14 protein-coding genes are annotated in these 14,070 nt (G+C 44.3%); 3 read left to right on the forward strand and 11 right to left on the reverse strand.

Annotated elements, in window-relative coordinates:
* From ALKIM_RS18260 to hisG, 4 genes are all read right to left on the reverse strand, one after another.
* On the reverse strand, positions 1-903 hold the full coding sequence (locus ALKIM_RS18260; protein ID WP_044117882.1) for an alpha/beta hydrolase: 903 nt from the start codon (positions 901-903) through the stop codon (positions 1-3).
* Positions 904-982: 79 nt separating this feature from the next.
* Entirely contained in the window at positions 983-2,020 is a 1,038-nt protein-coding gene (gene hisC / locus ALKIM_RS0110515; protein ID WP_026474612.1) for a histidinol-phosphate transaminase, read from the reverse strand.
* Positions 2,021-2,073: 53 nt separating this feature from the next.
* Positions 2,074-3,357, reverse strand: a complete 1,284-nt coding sequence (hisD, locus tag ALKIM_RS0110520) for a histidinol dehydrogenase (protein WP_026474613.1) — start codon at positions 3,355-3,357, stop codon at positions 2,074-2,076.
* Positions 3,358-3,369: 12 nt separating this feature from the next.
* Complete coding sequence (gene hisG, locus ALKIM_RS0110525; protein WP_026474614.1) at positions 3,370-4,230, reverse strand: ATP phosphoribosyltransferase; 861 nt, start codon at positions 4,228-4,230, stop codon at positions 3,370-3,372.
* 416 nt (positions 4,231-4,646) lie between these two features.
* Here hisG and ALKIM_RS0110530 point away from each other — a divergent pair, with 416 nt between their 5' ends.
* Together ALKIM_RS0110530 and ALKIM_RS0110535 are read left to right on the forward strand one after the other, a co-directional pair.
* Positions 4,647-5,408: a ThuA domain-containing protein gene (locus tag ALKIM_RS0110530; protein ID WP_026474615.1), complete on the forward strand. Its 762-nt coding sequence runs from the start codon at positions 4,647-4,649 to the stop codon at positions 5,406-5,408.
* Positions 5,409-5,461: 53 nt separating this feature from the next.
* Positions 5,462-8,044, forward strand: coding sequence for a beta-mannosidase (locus ALKIM_RS0110535; protein WP_157363888.1), 2,583 nt, complete (start codon positions 5,462-5,464; stop codon positions 8,042-8,044).
* Positions 8,045-8,345: 301 nt separating this feature from the next.
* Here ALKIM_RS0110535 and ALKIM_RS0110540 read toward each other — a convergent pair whose 3' ends face one another.
* Both ALKIM_RS0110540 and ALKIM_RS0110545 read right to left on the reverse strand, forming a co-directional pair.
* Positions 8,346-8,738: a bacteriohemerythrin gene (locus ALKIM_RS0110540; RefSeq protein ID WP_026474617.1), complete on the reverse strand. Its 393-nt coding sequence runs from the start codon at positions 8,736-8,738 to the stop codon at positions 8,346-8,348.
* Positions 8,739-8,767: 29 nt separating this feature from the next.
* Positions 8,768-9,163 (reverse strand): bacteriohemerythrin, encoded by a 396-nt coding sequence (locus ALKIM_RS0110545; protein ID WP_026474618.1) that lies wholly within the window; start codon positions 9,161-9,163, stop codon positions 8,768-8,770.
* 205 nt (positions 9,164-9,368) lie between these two features.
* Here ALKIM_RS0110545 and ALKIM_RS0110550 point away from each other — a divergent pair, with 205 nt between their 5' ends.
* Positions 9,369-10,094, forward strand: a complete 726-nt coding sequence (locus ALKIM_RS0110550) for a CDP-alcohol phosphatidyltransferase family protein (RefSeq protein WP_026474619.1) — start codon at positions 9,369-9,371, stop codon at positions 10,092-10,094.
* A 47-nt stretch (positions 10,095-10,141) separates the two neighbouring features.
* Here ALKIM_RS0110550 and ALKIM_RS20085 read toward each other — a convergent pair whose 3' ends face one another.
* The 5 genes from ALKIM_RS20085 to ALKIM_RS0110575 all read right to left on the reverse strand — a co-directional run bounded on the left by ALKIM_RS20085 (position 10,142) and on the right by ALKIM_RS0110575 (position 14,048).
* Positions 10,142-10,288 carry a hypothetical protein gene (locus tag ALKIM_RS20085; RefSeq protein WP_173400720.1) on the reverse strand — a complete coding sequence of 49 codons (147 nt, stop codon included), beginning with the start codon at positions 10,286-10,288 and terminating at the stop codon, positions 10,142-10,144.
* Between the two features lie 17 nt (positions 10,289-10,305).
* Entirely contained in the window at positions 10,306-11,439 is a 1,134-nt protein-coding gene (cydB, locus tag ALKIM_RS0110560) for a cytochrome d ubiquinol oxidase subunit II (protein WP_026474620.1), read from the reverse strand.
* Positions 11,432-13,045 carry a cytochrome ubiquinol oxidase subunit I gene (locus ALKIM_RS0110565; protein ID WP_026474621.1) on the reverse strand — a complete coding sequence of 538 codons (1,614 nt, stop codon included), beginning with the start codon at positions 13,043-13,045 and terminating at the stop codon, positions 11,432-11,434. The genes cydB and ALKIM_RS0110565 overlap by 8 nt, the downstream gene beginning before the upstream one ends.
* A gap of 11 nt (positions 13,046-13,056) precedes the next feature.
* Complete coding sequence (locus tag ALKIM_RS0110570; protein WP_026474622.1) at positions 13,057-13,263, reverse strand: hypothetical protein; 207 nt, start codon at positions 13,261-13,263, stop codon at positions 13,057-13,059.
* A 242-nt stretch (positions 13,264-13,505) separates the two neighbouring features.
* On the reverse strand, positions 13,506-14,048 hold the full coding sequence (locus ALKIM_RS0110575) for a GyrI-like domain-containing protein (RefSeq protein WP_026474623.1): 543 nt from the start codon (positions 14,046-14,048) through the stop codon (positions 13,506-13,508).
* Positions 14,049-14,070 lie beyond the last annotated feature (22 nt).

The raw sequence follows: 14,070 nt of genomic DNA on the forward strand, positions 1-14,070 counted from the left end.
TTATTCTGATAAGATTCTTGATTTTAGCCAAATTTCCAGATAGTTTATCCAGTATGCAACGGGAGAAGCCGGTCGGAATCCATATCCGTGTCCACCTTCGGGCAGGATGATTTTGGTTACATCGGCTCCTGCTTGGTGCATGTTACGTGCAAACAACTCGCTGTTGTCAACCGGTACGCTTTTGTCATCAAAAGAGTGAATCAGTAATGTGTTAGGCATTTCCCCACCGACCTGTTTCTCCAGAGAAAATTGTTGGATGAGGTTTGCGGATGGTGTCAGGCCCAAAAGTCGCTCCCGGCTTCCTGCGTGGGTATGTGACTCTTCCATGGTTATCACCGGATAGACGAGTATGGAGAAGTCAGGGCGTACATTAGAGGGCTTCAGGTGGGTGTTTACCGGAGAACCAAACAGCGTAGCAACAGAGGCTGCCAGATGCCCGCCTGCCGAAAAGCCCATGATGCCTACTCTGGCCGGATCTATGTTGAATTCTGCCGCATGGCTCCTCACATAATGAATGGCTTGCTGACCATCCATCATTGGCACAAACGACCGGTTGTCAACAATCTCCGGGTCGGGTAGCCGGTATTTAAGCACAAATGCTTCAAAGCCTAATCTGGTGAACCATTCTGCTACCATTGTTCCTTCGTGACTAAAAGCCTGACGGGAATAACCACCGCCCGGTACAATGATGATTGCCGGCCTGGGTTTGCTGCTTTCCACAGCGCTAAAATGGTAAAGTTCAGGAATTGAAACGTTAGAAACGTTGTTGCCGTCCCACATCTCATTTTTGTTGTTCTCCGGTCTGTTGTAGGGCGGCACATCATCCCATAACGGAATTCTTGTCTGGGCGCTTGTTGTCATCGCTATAAATACTATGATGCATGTGGTGAATAGTTGTTTCATGCAAAATGGATTGGTTCTTTTAGATGTCTCAACATTTCCGGCTTGCAAACTGAAATTGCATTTTTTAATTAAAGTTTAATCAACTACTGTAGGCTTTTAGCGCTTTAAGCAACGTGTTGTTCTCATCAGGAGTGCCCACAGTGATGCGCAGACAACCTGCACATAGCGTAACCGACGAGCGATCGCGTATGATGATTTTCTTGTCTGTGAGGTAGTTGTAAATCTTTTTTGGCTCAGCTGTTTTAATGAGCAAAAAGTTGGCATCCGACGGATAGATGTGCTCAACCAATTCGAGTTTAACAAGTTCATTGGCCAATGTTTGGCGCTCCTTAAGCAACAGCGTAACCCACTCATCGGTTTGGTTTTTGTGTTCTAAAAGTTCCAACGCTTTTTTCTGAGTAAGGATGTTCAGGTTGTACGGGTACTTAATCTTGCTCAACACTTTGATTATTTCCGGGCTGGCAAAAGCCATTCCTAACCGAATACCTGCCATTCCCCATGCTTTTGAGAAGGTCTGTAATATCACCAGATTTTGATACTGGTTCAGTTTCGAAAGAAAACTCTTTTCCGGAGCAAAATCAATGTAAGCCTCGTCAATTACTACTATGCCATCAAATTTGTTAAGCAGGGATGTAATGTCTTCTTCTTTGAAGCAATTGCCGGTTGGGTTGTTGGGCGAACAGAGCCATATTAATTTGGTGTGCTGATCAACTGCTTGTAGAAGCTCCGTTACATTTAGTTGGAAATCAGCAGTAAGCGCAACTTTTTTTACTGATATGTGGTTGATGTCGGCGGCAACCTGGTACATACCGTAGGTTGGGTCAATGGATACCACGTTGTCTATCCCTGGCTCGCAAAAGGCTCGATAAAGCAGATCGATGGGTTCATCAGACCCGTTTCCCAGAAAAATAGTGGACGGATCTACCTGTTTCAGTTTGCCAATTACAGCTTTTAGCTTACGCTGATACGGGTCGGGGTAGCGGTTGTAGGGTTCATTAAATGGATTTTCGTTGGCATCCAAAAAAATTCCTTCGCTTCCGGTATATTCATCACGTGCCGATGAATAGGGTTTTAAATTTTGTATGTTGGCGCGCAATAATTGGTTGAGCGGCTTCATTCGTTTGTGTTTTAGGTTGTTATGTTTTGAGCGCAGTGGTTATCTGTGCTCGGTTATTTTAGGCTTTCAAGTCTGATGGTCACGGCATTTTTGTGAGCTTGCAGCAGTTCTGCTTCGGCCATTTTTTCAATTACAGGACCCAGTGATTTCAGCCCCTCTTCCGTTATCTCCTGAAAGGTTATTTTGCGGATGTAACTGTCAAGATTTACCCCTGAAAAGGCTCGTGCATGACCGTAAGTTGGCAAAGTGTGATTGGTTCCCGAAGCATAATCACCGGCACTCTCAGGTGTGTAGTGCCCAATGAATACCGAGCCGGCATTTATCACTTTTTCTGCCACCCCGGCAGCATTTTTTACCGATAGGATAAGGTGCTCGGGTGCGTAGAGGTTGCTCATCTGCATCATCTCGTCGAGGGATGTAAGCAGGATGGCACGGCTGTCGTTAAGTGCACCACTTGCTCCGGCCTCACGGGGCAGAACCTTGAGTTGATTTTCCACCTCCACAAGGGTTTGGTCGAGCAGTTGTGGACTGGTGGTGAGCAGTATTACCTGACTGCCGGCGCCGTGTTCGGCTTGCGATAGCAGGTCGGCTGCTACAAAGGCTGGATTGGCTGTTTCATCTGCCATCACTAGCACTTCTGATGGGCCTGCCGGCATATCGATGGCAGTGTCTTTAAGGCTCACCAATTGTTTGGCTGCTGTCACGTAGCGATTGCCCGGGCCAAAAATTTTATAAACCTTTGGAACCGAATCGGTACCATACGCCATGGCGCCAATGGCTTGGATGCCACCAATTCTGAACACCTGCCTGATACCTGCCAAAGAGGCGGCATACAAGATGGCCGGATTTATCCTGCCGTCTTTATCGGGAGGTGTGCATAGCACTATCTCTTTACAACCTGCAATTTTAGCCGGTAGCCCAAGCATCAAAACCGTTGAGAAAAGGGGTGCAGTTCCTCCGGGCACGTATAATCCTACTTTTTCGATGGCTACACTTTTTTGCCAGCAGGTAACGCCCGGTTGCGTTTCTACCTTGGTTTGAAGCTGCCACTGGCTGGCATGAAATTTCTCCACATTGCCCGCCGCCACCTGAATTGCAGATTTTAGCTCATCGGAAAGAAGCGTCTCAGCCCTTTCAATTTCCTGTGGCGTAACCAGCAGGTCGCCACCGGCATAACCGTCAAATTTCTCGGTGTATCGCCGCACGGCCATGTCTCCATCCTTACGTATCTCTTCAAGGATGGAACCTACACTCTCATAAAGCCCTGATACATCACTCTCCGGACGTTGAAGTATCGTGGCCCACTCGGATAGTGGCGGGTTTACAAATCGTTGCATCTCAGTTTGGTTTTAGAGAATCATTTTTTCGATGGGGATAATCAGAATGCCTTCGGCACCATTGGCTTTGAGCTGGTCAATAACCTCCCAAAATTTGTTTTCCTGAATAACGGAGTGGATTGAACTCCATCCCTCTTCGGCCAGTGGTAGTACAGTGGGGCTTTTCATACCCGGTAAAATGTTTACAATTTGACTTACCTTGTCATTGGGGGCATTAAGCAGAATGTACTTATTGGAGTTGGATGCCTGAACTGCATTAAAGCGGAAGATAAGTTGATCAAGTAACGCCTTCTTCTCGGCGGATAGCTTCTTATTTGCCACCAGCAATGCCTCGGATTGCATCACCACTTCAACCTCTTTCAGGCTGTTGGCTACGAGCGTACTGCCTGAGCTAACGATGTCAAAAATGGCATCTGCCAAACCAATACCAGGAGCAATTTCCACTGAGCCGGCAATCTCATGGATGTCGGCCGAAATGCCTTTCTCCTTGAAGAATTTTTTAAGAATCTCAGGATACGAAGTGGCAATTTTCTTGTTGTTGAACCACGTTAAGTCGGTGTAATTTTCGCTTTTGGGGATGGCCAGAGACAATCGGCATTTGCTAAAACCAAGACGCTTCACAATTTCCAGTTCAAAACCCTTCTCAGCATATTCGTTCTCGCCAACTACACCCAGGTCTGCCACGCCATCGGCTACCGTTTGTGGTATGTCATCATCGCGCAAAAAGAGCGCTTCAACCGGATAACCTGTGGCTGATGCAATCAAGCGGCCGCTGCCAAGGTTGAACTTTATACCTGACTCCTTCATCAGAGCCATACTGTCGTCGTGTAATCTTCCTTTTTTCTGTAAAGCAATTCGTAATGTTGTTTCCATGTGTCAGTTATTGGTATATTTTATAAACAATTACAAAACAAAAAAGGCTCACCACAGCGGGCAAGCCTTACGTTATATTATGCACACAACAAGCCCACCCCTTAAGTAAGGAGATGATGATGAGCGTTGATGTGATGTGTAAAAATCATAGGTTCAAATCTTGAATCATTGCAAAACTATGATTTTTGCTTTGTAATTCCAATTTTTTCTGTCGCAAATCTGACAGTTTTTTATGAGAATGTGTTTTGATAGTCTGATTTTCGCATCACCTATTTTTCTGAATGGTGTTTTGTGTGCCAAGAAATGATGCGATTTTGTCAAAGTGATATGAAATTTTATCAAAATGCAATTAGTCAGCTTTTTACTGATGTATCGAATTGGAATTAATCGTATTTTAACTTGTTGAAATATCAGTTATGAAGCAGTTATTTTTAATTCTAATTTCTTTCATTGTGGGCTCGTGTATAACCAAACCTGGCGCAAATGATTCGTTGAGGTTACTCGTTTTTACCAAAACAAACGACTACCGTCACGAGGTAATTCCCTTAAGCATCGATGCCATGCGGGATATATGTAAAAACAACGGTTGGCTGATGACCCCTACTGAGGATTCTCTCATGTTTAGCGCTAATGCTCTTGAAGCTGTTGATGTAGTGGTGTTTATGCACACTTCCGGCGATGTGTTGGGGGAAGCTGAACGCGAGGCTCTGAAAAATTTCGTAGAGAGGGGTGGCGGATTGGTAACGATTCATTCGGGAACGGCAACACAAAACAGCTGGAGCTGGTATGTGAATGCTGTGGGAGCCATCTTCACAGGCCATCCGCCGGTGCAACCCGGCAAATTATTCATTGAAGACAGAACGCATCCCGCTACCTCATTTCTACCTGATTCTGTATGGATTCTGGAAGATGAATGGTATAGTTTCGACCGCAATCCGCGAAACAATGTGCATGTGCTCATCTCCATTGATGAAACATCTTACGATGTGGATGACAATCGCTGGTTTCCGGATGCCCAACAACGTATGGGTGACCATCCTTTGGTCTGGTGTCAGGAAGTTAAACAGGGCAGGGTGTTTCAAACTGCTTTGGGTCATGAGCCGGCTCTATATGCCAATCCGTTGTTTTTGAAACATCTTGAAGGTGGTGTTAAATGGGCTGCCAATCTGGTAGATTAAGCATTTCAAGTGTCCTTAGGTTTTATCGTTACAACAACCAAATTTTAATCTATATGAAAATCACAATTACACATTTTTTTGTGTTTCTAATTTTATCAATTATGGTGTCCTGCACAAAAATGTCAGACCAAACGCCTGTGGTGATTGAATTAAACGAAGGATGGACTTTCGCACAATCAGGGACAGAGCATTGGATGCCTGCTTCGGTGCCTGGTACAGTACATACCGACCTGATGGCCAATGAGGTGATTGACGACCCTCACTACCGTTTGAACGAGAATGATGTGCAGTGGATTGAGAAGGAAGACTGGATTTATAAAACTGCCTTCGATGTTGAGGAGTCTCTTTTGTTGAACAACCGGCTTGAACTGCACTTCGATGGTTTGGATACTTATGCAGATGTGTACCTTAATGACAATCTGATTCTTGAGGCCGACAATATGTTTGTGGGTTGGCAGGTAGATGTGAAAGAATTTGTTCAGGCTGGTAGAAATGAACTGAAGATTTATTTCCATTCGCCGGTGCAGCGTGGATTGACCAAGCTACAAGCGCTGGACTATCTGATTCCCTCAATTAACGAGCAGGCGCCTGTTAATGAGCGTACCAGTGTATTCACCCGAAAGGCCCCATTTCACTATGGATGGGATTGGGGACCTCGCTTGGTTACTTCCGGAGTGTGGCGCCCGGTAAAGCTAAAAGCCTGGCACGATGCGATAATTCAGGATGTGTACATAGAAACACGCGCTGTTTCTAAAGAGCTGGCATCGCTTTCCGGTAAAGCAACGGTTGATGTGGAAGTTCCCGGTCGATACACGTTGTCATTATTAATCAACGGCAAGTCATCAGGTGTAAAACAAAAATTAAGCCTCGACAAGGGCATTAATGAATTCAACTTCGATTTTGACATTAAAAATCCCAGCTTGTGGTGGACAAATGGTCTTGGCGAAGCTTATATGTATGATTTTACTTTCAGTCTGGAGGGTGTTAACCTCGTGGCCGACAGGTATAACCTCGCTTATGGTGTGCGCACTTTACATCTGGTGCAGGAGCCTGACGAGGCTGGTCGTAGTTTCTATTTTGAACTGAACGGTGTCCCGGTGTTTATGAAGGGTGCCAACGTGATTCCTTCCGAAACGTTAACGCCATCTGTTACCCCTGAGCGATACAAACGATTGATTCAGGATGCCGTGGATGCCAATATGAATATGTTACGCGTTTGGGGTGGCGCCATTTATGAAGAGGATTACTTTTATGAGCTGTGTAACCGAAACGGTATTTTAATCTGGCAGGATTTTATGTTTGCCTGTAACCTTCAACCAGGTGATGAGGCACATCTTGACAACATCCGTAAGGAAGCAGAATATAACGTAAAGCGATTGCGCAACAATGCCTGTCTGGCTCTTTGGTGTGGCAACAATGAGAACCTGCACGGCTGGTTTGACTGGGGTTGGAAGGATATGTATGCGCCTGATGTTCGCGAGTTTATGTGGCGTACTTATGAACGCATTTTTTATGAGATTTTACCCGAAGTGGTGGCTAAGTATGATCCCAAAAACAGCTACTGGGCATCATCTCCGTCTTCTCACGGTAATGGATTGGCCGACCGCAAATCGGGTGATGAGCACGACTGGACAATCTGGTTTGGAGAAAAGCCTTTTTCGGCATACGGTGAGAATTTGCCCCGCTTTGTAAGTGAGTATGGCATTCAGGCATTTCCCGGTATGCATACCATTCGTGACTTTTCAGTGGAAGGTGATTGGGATATGAACTCACAGGTGATGCGTCATCGCCAACGTGGAGCAATGTCTTATATCGCCCCTGGTTTTGATGGCAACGATATGATTAAGAGATATATGGGTCGATATTACAACGTGCCGGATAGTTTCGAGCATTTTGTTTACGTGAGCCAGTTGCTGCATGCAAAATGTTATCGCACAGCCATTGAAGCACACCGACGTAATATGCCCCATTGCATGGGATCTCTTTATTGGCAGTTAAACGACAGTTGGCCAACCATATCATGGGCCACAGTTGACTATTATGGCCGTTGGAAAGCTGCGCACTATGCCGTTCGCAAAGCCAATGAAGAGATAATTGTTTCGGTTGAGGTGAAAGATGATCATGCGCGAATTTTTGTGGTGAGCGACAGGCTTACATCCGTGGGGAATGCAAGGCTGCATGTTCGCCTGATGGATTTCAGCGGCCGGGAAATTCACTCCATCAATCAACCTGTAAAAATAGAGGCCAACACATCTGCTGTGGTGATGGAGAGTGGATTGCAGGAGCTAAAGCAGCATTTTGCACTTAATTCGGTGTTTGCACATATAGAATTAAAGGAGGGCGCTGAAACTTTAGCCGACAATATTGTCTATTTCTGTGAGCCGAAGGAGATGGTTTTGCCCTCTGCCAAAATATCTTCAAGCATAGAAAAAACGACTGATGGATACACCCTTACATTCACGTCAAGTGTATTGGTGCGCAACTTATTTGTAGACACCCCTTATGCCGATGTGTTTGCTTCGGACAACTATTTTGACCTGGTGCCGGGCAAACCAAAAACCATAAGGCTTGTAACCAATCGTGTACTTCATGTGGATGACGACATTTTCTGGCTTTCGCTAAACGATTTGCAGTAGTTTCCTCATTAATAATGATTGAAAAAGTGGCGCCCCTGTAAGGATAACTCCAGACAGGGGCGTTTTTTTGCAGATGTTTTTTGTTCGGGTATCTTTTTGAGGTATTTAGTTTTTGTCAGGTGCAAACTGCATGTCTTCCGTTTTGATATGATGGGTTATCCAATCTTTTATAAAGTTGGTCACTTCTACCGAGATTAACAGTTTGCCTTCAGATATTTTCTGATAAAACGCCTCTGCCTTCTCCGCAAATGCCCGGTGTTCCTTTATATGGTTATCAATGTTCTTAAAACCGGAAGCGATGTTACTTTTGGGCCACGAAGACAGCGTATTGTTTGTCCTGTGTCTTGATGTGATTGGTGATCCAGTTCTTTATAAAGTTGGTTACTTCAACAGATACCAAGAGTTTACCCTCTTTTATTTTTGACTGAAACGCTTCCACTTTTGAAATAAACTCCCGGTGTTCGTTTAAATGGTTTTCAATACCCGGGAAACCTATTTTTTGCATGTATATCTCCTCGTTGGCAAAATGTGTTTTGGTGTAAAACACAAGGTTGTCAATCAGTTTTCCCATGCTATCACGGGATGCGTTTTGCCGCAGACCTTCGTAAAAATCGTTAAGTGCTGTAAATAGCGACTGATGTTCATTGTCGATGGCGTCATTGTTAACGCTGAATTCGTTGTTCCACTGTATCATATTACTATTATATTAAAAAAAATGGATGGCTATTTGCCATCCACGAAATTTGCATATTGTTGGTCAACGCCTTTAATGTGGTTGATGAGCCAGGTTTTTAAGAAGTTGGTTACCTCAAGTGAGAGTATTAATTTGCCCTCTTTAATTTTTTCCTGAAACCCGGTGAGTTTGTCAATGTAAAAGGCGTGTTTCTCTTGATGGTCGGCCAGATCAGGATAGTTGATGGAGCGCATGAAGGCTTCTTCGCTGGCAAAATGATAGTTGGTGTAATCCAGCATCTCCTGCACCAGTCCTTCGAGTTTTTCTTTTGACTTGCTCATCATCAATCCATCGTAGAAGTTATTCAGGATGGTTATCCATTTTTGATGTTCTTTGTCCAGGTTTTCGTTTCTTACCGAAAGATCCTGATTCCATTGAATTAGCATAGCGTATGTTTTAGATGTTTGTAAAGATACTGAAAAGGCTGATTTCGAAAATGCGCAAATGTCATTTTTCATCATGTGGCAACTTTTCTTTCGTATTAATTCACTGCTTATTTTCCATATAATTGGTGGGCTGAAGATATAAAACATGCACTGTTTCGGATAATTTAATCATAAACCATTAGTTTTGTAGCAAATATTCTGAATCATGCGAATCACTCGTTACATCCCCAATGCGCTTACCAGTGCAAATTTGTTTCTAGGTGCTGTTGGCACATATCTGGCAATTGCAGGCAGACCCGACTTAACTGCCTGGTGCATTCTTTTGGCAGCATTGTTCGATTTTATGGATGGATTCGCCGCCCGATTGTTAAAAGCATACAGCGATATAGGCAAAGATTTGGATTCACTTGCCGATTTAATCAGCTTTGGTCTGGCGCCGGCTGCGGTATTATCTTCTATGTTACACTTTTATTTCACCGGTGTTTGGGGTGGGTTGTTTTTTGCGTTGAGCCAAACGCAACAACTGATACTGCTGTTGCCATTTATACTCACCGTTTTTGCCGCACTTCGATTGGCAAAATTCAATAACGACACACGCCAAACCGAAAACTTTATAGGCCTTACAACCACAGCAACCGGTATGTTCACCGTATCACTGGTTTATCTTGTTTACGGTGCCGATGGATGGGTGCTTATCTTTACCAATATGTGGGTTGTGTTAGGATTGGTAGCCCTTTTTTCGGCATTGCTTGTCAGCGAAATTCCCATGTTCTCACTCAAATTTAAGAGCTTTGGTTGGCGCGGAAATCAGAATCGTTATCTATTGCTTCTTGTTTCTCTGGTGGCTTTGGCTTGGTTGGGAGTAGGTGGTCTGGCAATAATAATACCTGTTTATGTGCTCTACTCTGCCATATTGATGTTTGTGAAGTAGACAAAAATAAGCCCTGAAATTTTCAGGGCTCGTATTATACTTACATATCAGTTCTGTGAAGCTTTTTCTTCTGCTTCCGTTACCTCTTTCCACTTTCTGTCAAAATAACGGATGGCCCAGGCCGATGCATAATATCCGGCTACAATCACCACTCCCCAGACAGAATACCATATCAATGCTGTTAAATAACTCATTTGGCTTGGTTTGTACGTTAATAAATATGAGAGTCACCAGATGTGAGCTCCTCCTTGCTTATCTTTTGCTTATTGATAGCGCGCCATGCATACCAAATGTAGGCAATCACAAAAGGCACCATCAGCGAAACATAGCTCATTGCAGTTAGTGTGAAATGGCTGGATGAGCCATTCATGATGGTTATGGAGCTTTGAATGTCATAGCTTGATGGATAAAATGCCGTGTTGTTGAATCCTGCTACCAGAAATAAAGCAAATACTGTCAGAATTACACCGGGGCCTGTAAACCAGATGCCATTGGATGTTGGCGTTAACAAGGATAGGCCAATGCCGTAAAGCACCAGAACAACTCCAATCAGGAAAAGGATAAGCACAACAGGCATTTCGATGAAGTTCAGGAAATACTTGTTTGCCTGCATAAATATCTCTCCAGTTTCCGGATTGATGGCATATCCTTCGCTAAACATCAGCCAAATCACAAATGTCAGGAAAAACACCACAAACGGAATGGCATTTTGCCAAAGTGATTTGGTGATTCGTTGCTCCAGAGCAGGTTCGTCCACGCTGTTTTTGAAATAGAGCAATCCCAGCGTGCGGGCCAGAAACAGCACCGCCAGTCCCAGCGAAAGGTTGTGTGGGTTTAGCAGTAATTCAAGCCCTCTTGAGGAGGCTTCCCAACGCGACTGGTTGTACTCGTTTATTGAAAATGGTGAGCCGGTGAAAAATGTGGCCACCACTACACCCAGAAGAAAAGTGCCTACCGCACCATTGATAAAGAGAAATACCTCATAGGTGCGTGCACCAAGGAAATTCCCCGGACGCGACCTGAACTCGTACGAAACAGCCTGTATGATGAAGGCGAACAGAATCATCATCCATACCCAATAGGCGCCACCAAAACTGGTGCTGTAAAAGAGCGGGAACGATGCAAACATGGCGCCTCCAAATACCACAAGCGTGGTAAACGTGAACTCCCACTTGCGTCCAAGCGTGTTAATGAGAAGGGTGCGTTCAACTTCCGTTTTTCCCAAGGATAAGAAAAGTGTTTGGCCGCCCTGAACAAACATTAGGAAAACGAGTGCTGCACCAAGGATGGATACAATCATCCACCAATATTGTTGTAATGCAAGATGCGATAGTGTTTCAAACATTATTTGGGTCCTCCTTTTTTTTGGGTCCTATTTTAATTTGCGTTACCATAATCTTGATTTTTGCGATGAACAATATTACGAAGATGGCTGCAAACAAGAATGAGGTGATCATTACAGCCTTTGCATCAATATGTGTCACTGCGGTCATTGTGGGCATCAGATCCTGAACAACCCAAGGCTGACGACCCACTTCGGCTACTATCCAGCCCGATTGGGAGGCTACATAAGCCAATGGTATGCTCCATACGGCGGTCCAGAGTAGCCAGGTCTTGGTATGTAATTGATTGCGCATCACCAGAAACAGGAAAACGGCAAACAAGACAAGAAAATAACCTCCCAGGATTACCATTATGTGAAAAGCATAAAAGGTAAGGGAAATGGGAGGCACCATTTTAAAGGCATTTTTCTCAAGCTGAACCGGATCGGGATCATAGAAACTGCCGTAGCCGAAATATCTGAAATAATTGTCGATGAAGTCCTGATCCCTGAACTTAGCCTGTAAAAGTTGAAACTCTTCACCGTTAGGGTCTGCCTTTTGAGCCTCTTTGTAAGCCGAAAGCATTTGCTGCGCTTCATAACCGCGACGAATTTTTTCGCGGTATGGCATAATGCCATGCTCTTCGTTGCCCATGATGAGGTCCTTAATGCCCGCTACATAGCTGTTTGGGTCGCCATAAGCCAGAAATGAAAGCATCGATGGAATCTCAACTTTTAACCAGAACTCGGCATGACTGTCCACATCCAGATGTTTGTGCAGGTCTTTTCCCTTAAGCACTCCAAAGGCCACAAGCGGGGCATTGGTGCGTCCCTCGTAAAGCGCCTCCATGGCTGCAAACTTCATGGGCTGTGTTTTTACTATCTCCTTGGCGGAGCTATCACCCGTGCCAATCAGAAACAATGTGCTGATAAGCCCAAATACCGAGGCTATTACAATGCTCCGTTTGGCAAAAAGCTGTTCGCGCTTTTTAATCAGAAACCAGCTGCTGACACCTATAACAAACAAGCCTGCCAGTACGAATCCGGATGTGATAGTATGCAAAAACTTGTTTACGGCCGTCTCAGAAAACAGAATGGCCCAGAAGTTGACCATCTCATTACGCACTGTTTCGGGGTTGAACATGGTGCCCACAGGGTTCTGCATCCAGGCATTGGCAACCAAAATCCAGACCGCCGAGAGGCTTGCCCCAATAGCTGTGAGCCAGGTTGCCGTAAGGTGGAAGCGCTTACTCACTTTGTCCCACCCAAAAAACATTATTGCAATAAAAGTACTCTCCAGAAAAAAGGCCATGATACCTTCGATGGCGAGTGGAGCGCCAAAAATATCTCCCACAAACCAGGAGTAGTTGCTCCAGTTTGTTCCGAACTCAAATTCGAGGATGATACCGGTGGCCACACCAATGGCGAAGTTGATGCCGAAGAGTTTCATCCAGAATTTTGTGATTCTTTTCCACTCTTCATCGCCGGTTTTGTAATAAATGGTCTCCATGAAGGCCAGCATATAAGCCAAACCCAGAGTTAGTGGTACAAACACCCAGTGAAACATAGCCGTGAGCGCAAATTGCCCGCGCGACCAGTCAACTAGTGTAAAGTCAATGTTCTCAAGCATTGTATAAAGATTTAAGGATTGGTTGAATTTTTAATGAAACAATTGGCTCCATCAGTACCAGGGATAAACATTGGTTTTATCGGATATCGAAGGTGCAGGCTACCGATGAGCACACTGGTGTGTATTGCTGCAGCAGTAACCCAGATGGAGTGAATCCACTCGGTCATTTTATTAAATCCGTGTATGAAAAAATCAAAAATGCGTTTAAATATGGACATGAATTGATTTTTTTAAGCAAAATAGGAAAAAATCCCGATTATTAAGGCTGTTTTACAGCAGCATCTCGAGTCGCAAAATAAATAATTATTTCGGTAATAGGATACTTAATTGAGAGTTTTCTGTAACCTATAATTCAATATTGGTCAATTTGCAGCATACTCTGTCCGAAGTGAAAATGGCGAGAAGTTATTCTAAGTCTCTGGGAACGTGAGTGTGTTGACAGTTTACACCATTCGTCTTATTATAAGATGTCCTTTCTGTACTCAATCCGTTTAGCCGGTATGTCGTAGATCTCGGTAACCCGCGTCTCTTCGTTGTAGCCATGTTTTTGGGAGAATCTCAGCATAGCCGGATAAACTTTAAAGATGCCTACCATCACCGAAAGGGCGCCTTTGTAAGAAAACTCAGTGACGAGATAGTCACCATGCGGAATTATTTCAATTTTATATTTCTCACCTACTGAAGCGAGTAGCGCGCTGTCAGCCGTTTCAATGATGCATCCGATGTGCGATCGCAGTTTCTCTTTTGAGGTGGTTCGAGGATTGTCATAATAAATACCACAGCCTTTGAAGGTTTCAATATGGAAATTGTTTAACAAGTCATAGTAAACTCTATCCATCACCTCAGGCGTTTGCTTGTAGTCGCCTGTTACCTCTTCGTAAACGAAAATTTCACCACCCGCTGGCAGACGTTTGACTTCAATTTTTTTGAATACATCGAAATAGGCAAAAAATGCAACGATGACAACAATAGCTATAATGACGATAATGAGTAACGTTTTCATATCCGGAGTTAATTTTGTGGTG

Origin of the sequence: Alkaliflexus imshenetskii DSM 15055 (assembly GCF_000517065.1) — a bacterium.
Classification (GTDB): Bacteria; Bacteroidota; Bacteroidia; order Bacteroidales; family Marinilabiliaceae; genus Alkaliflexus; species Alkaliflexus imshenetskii.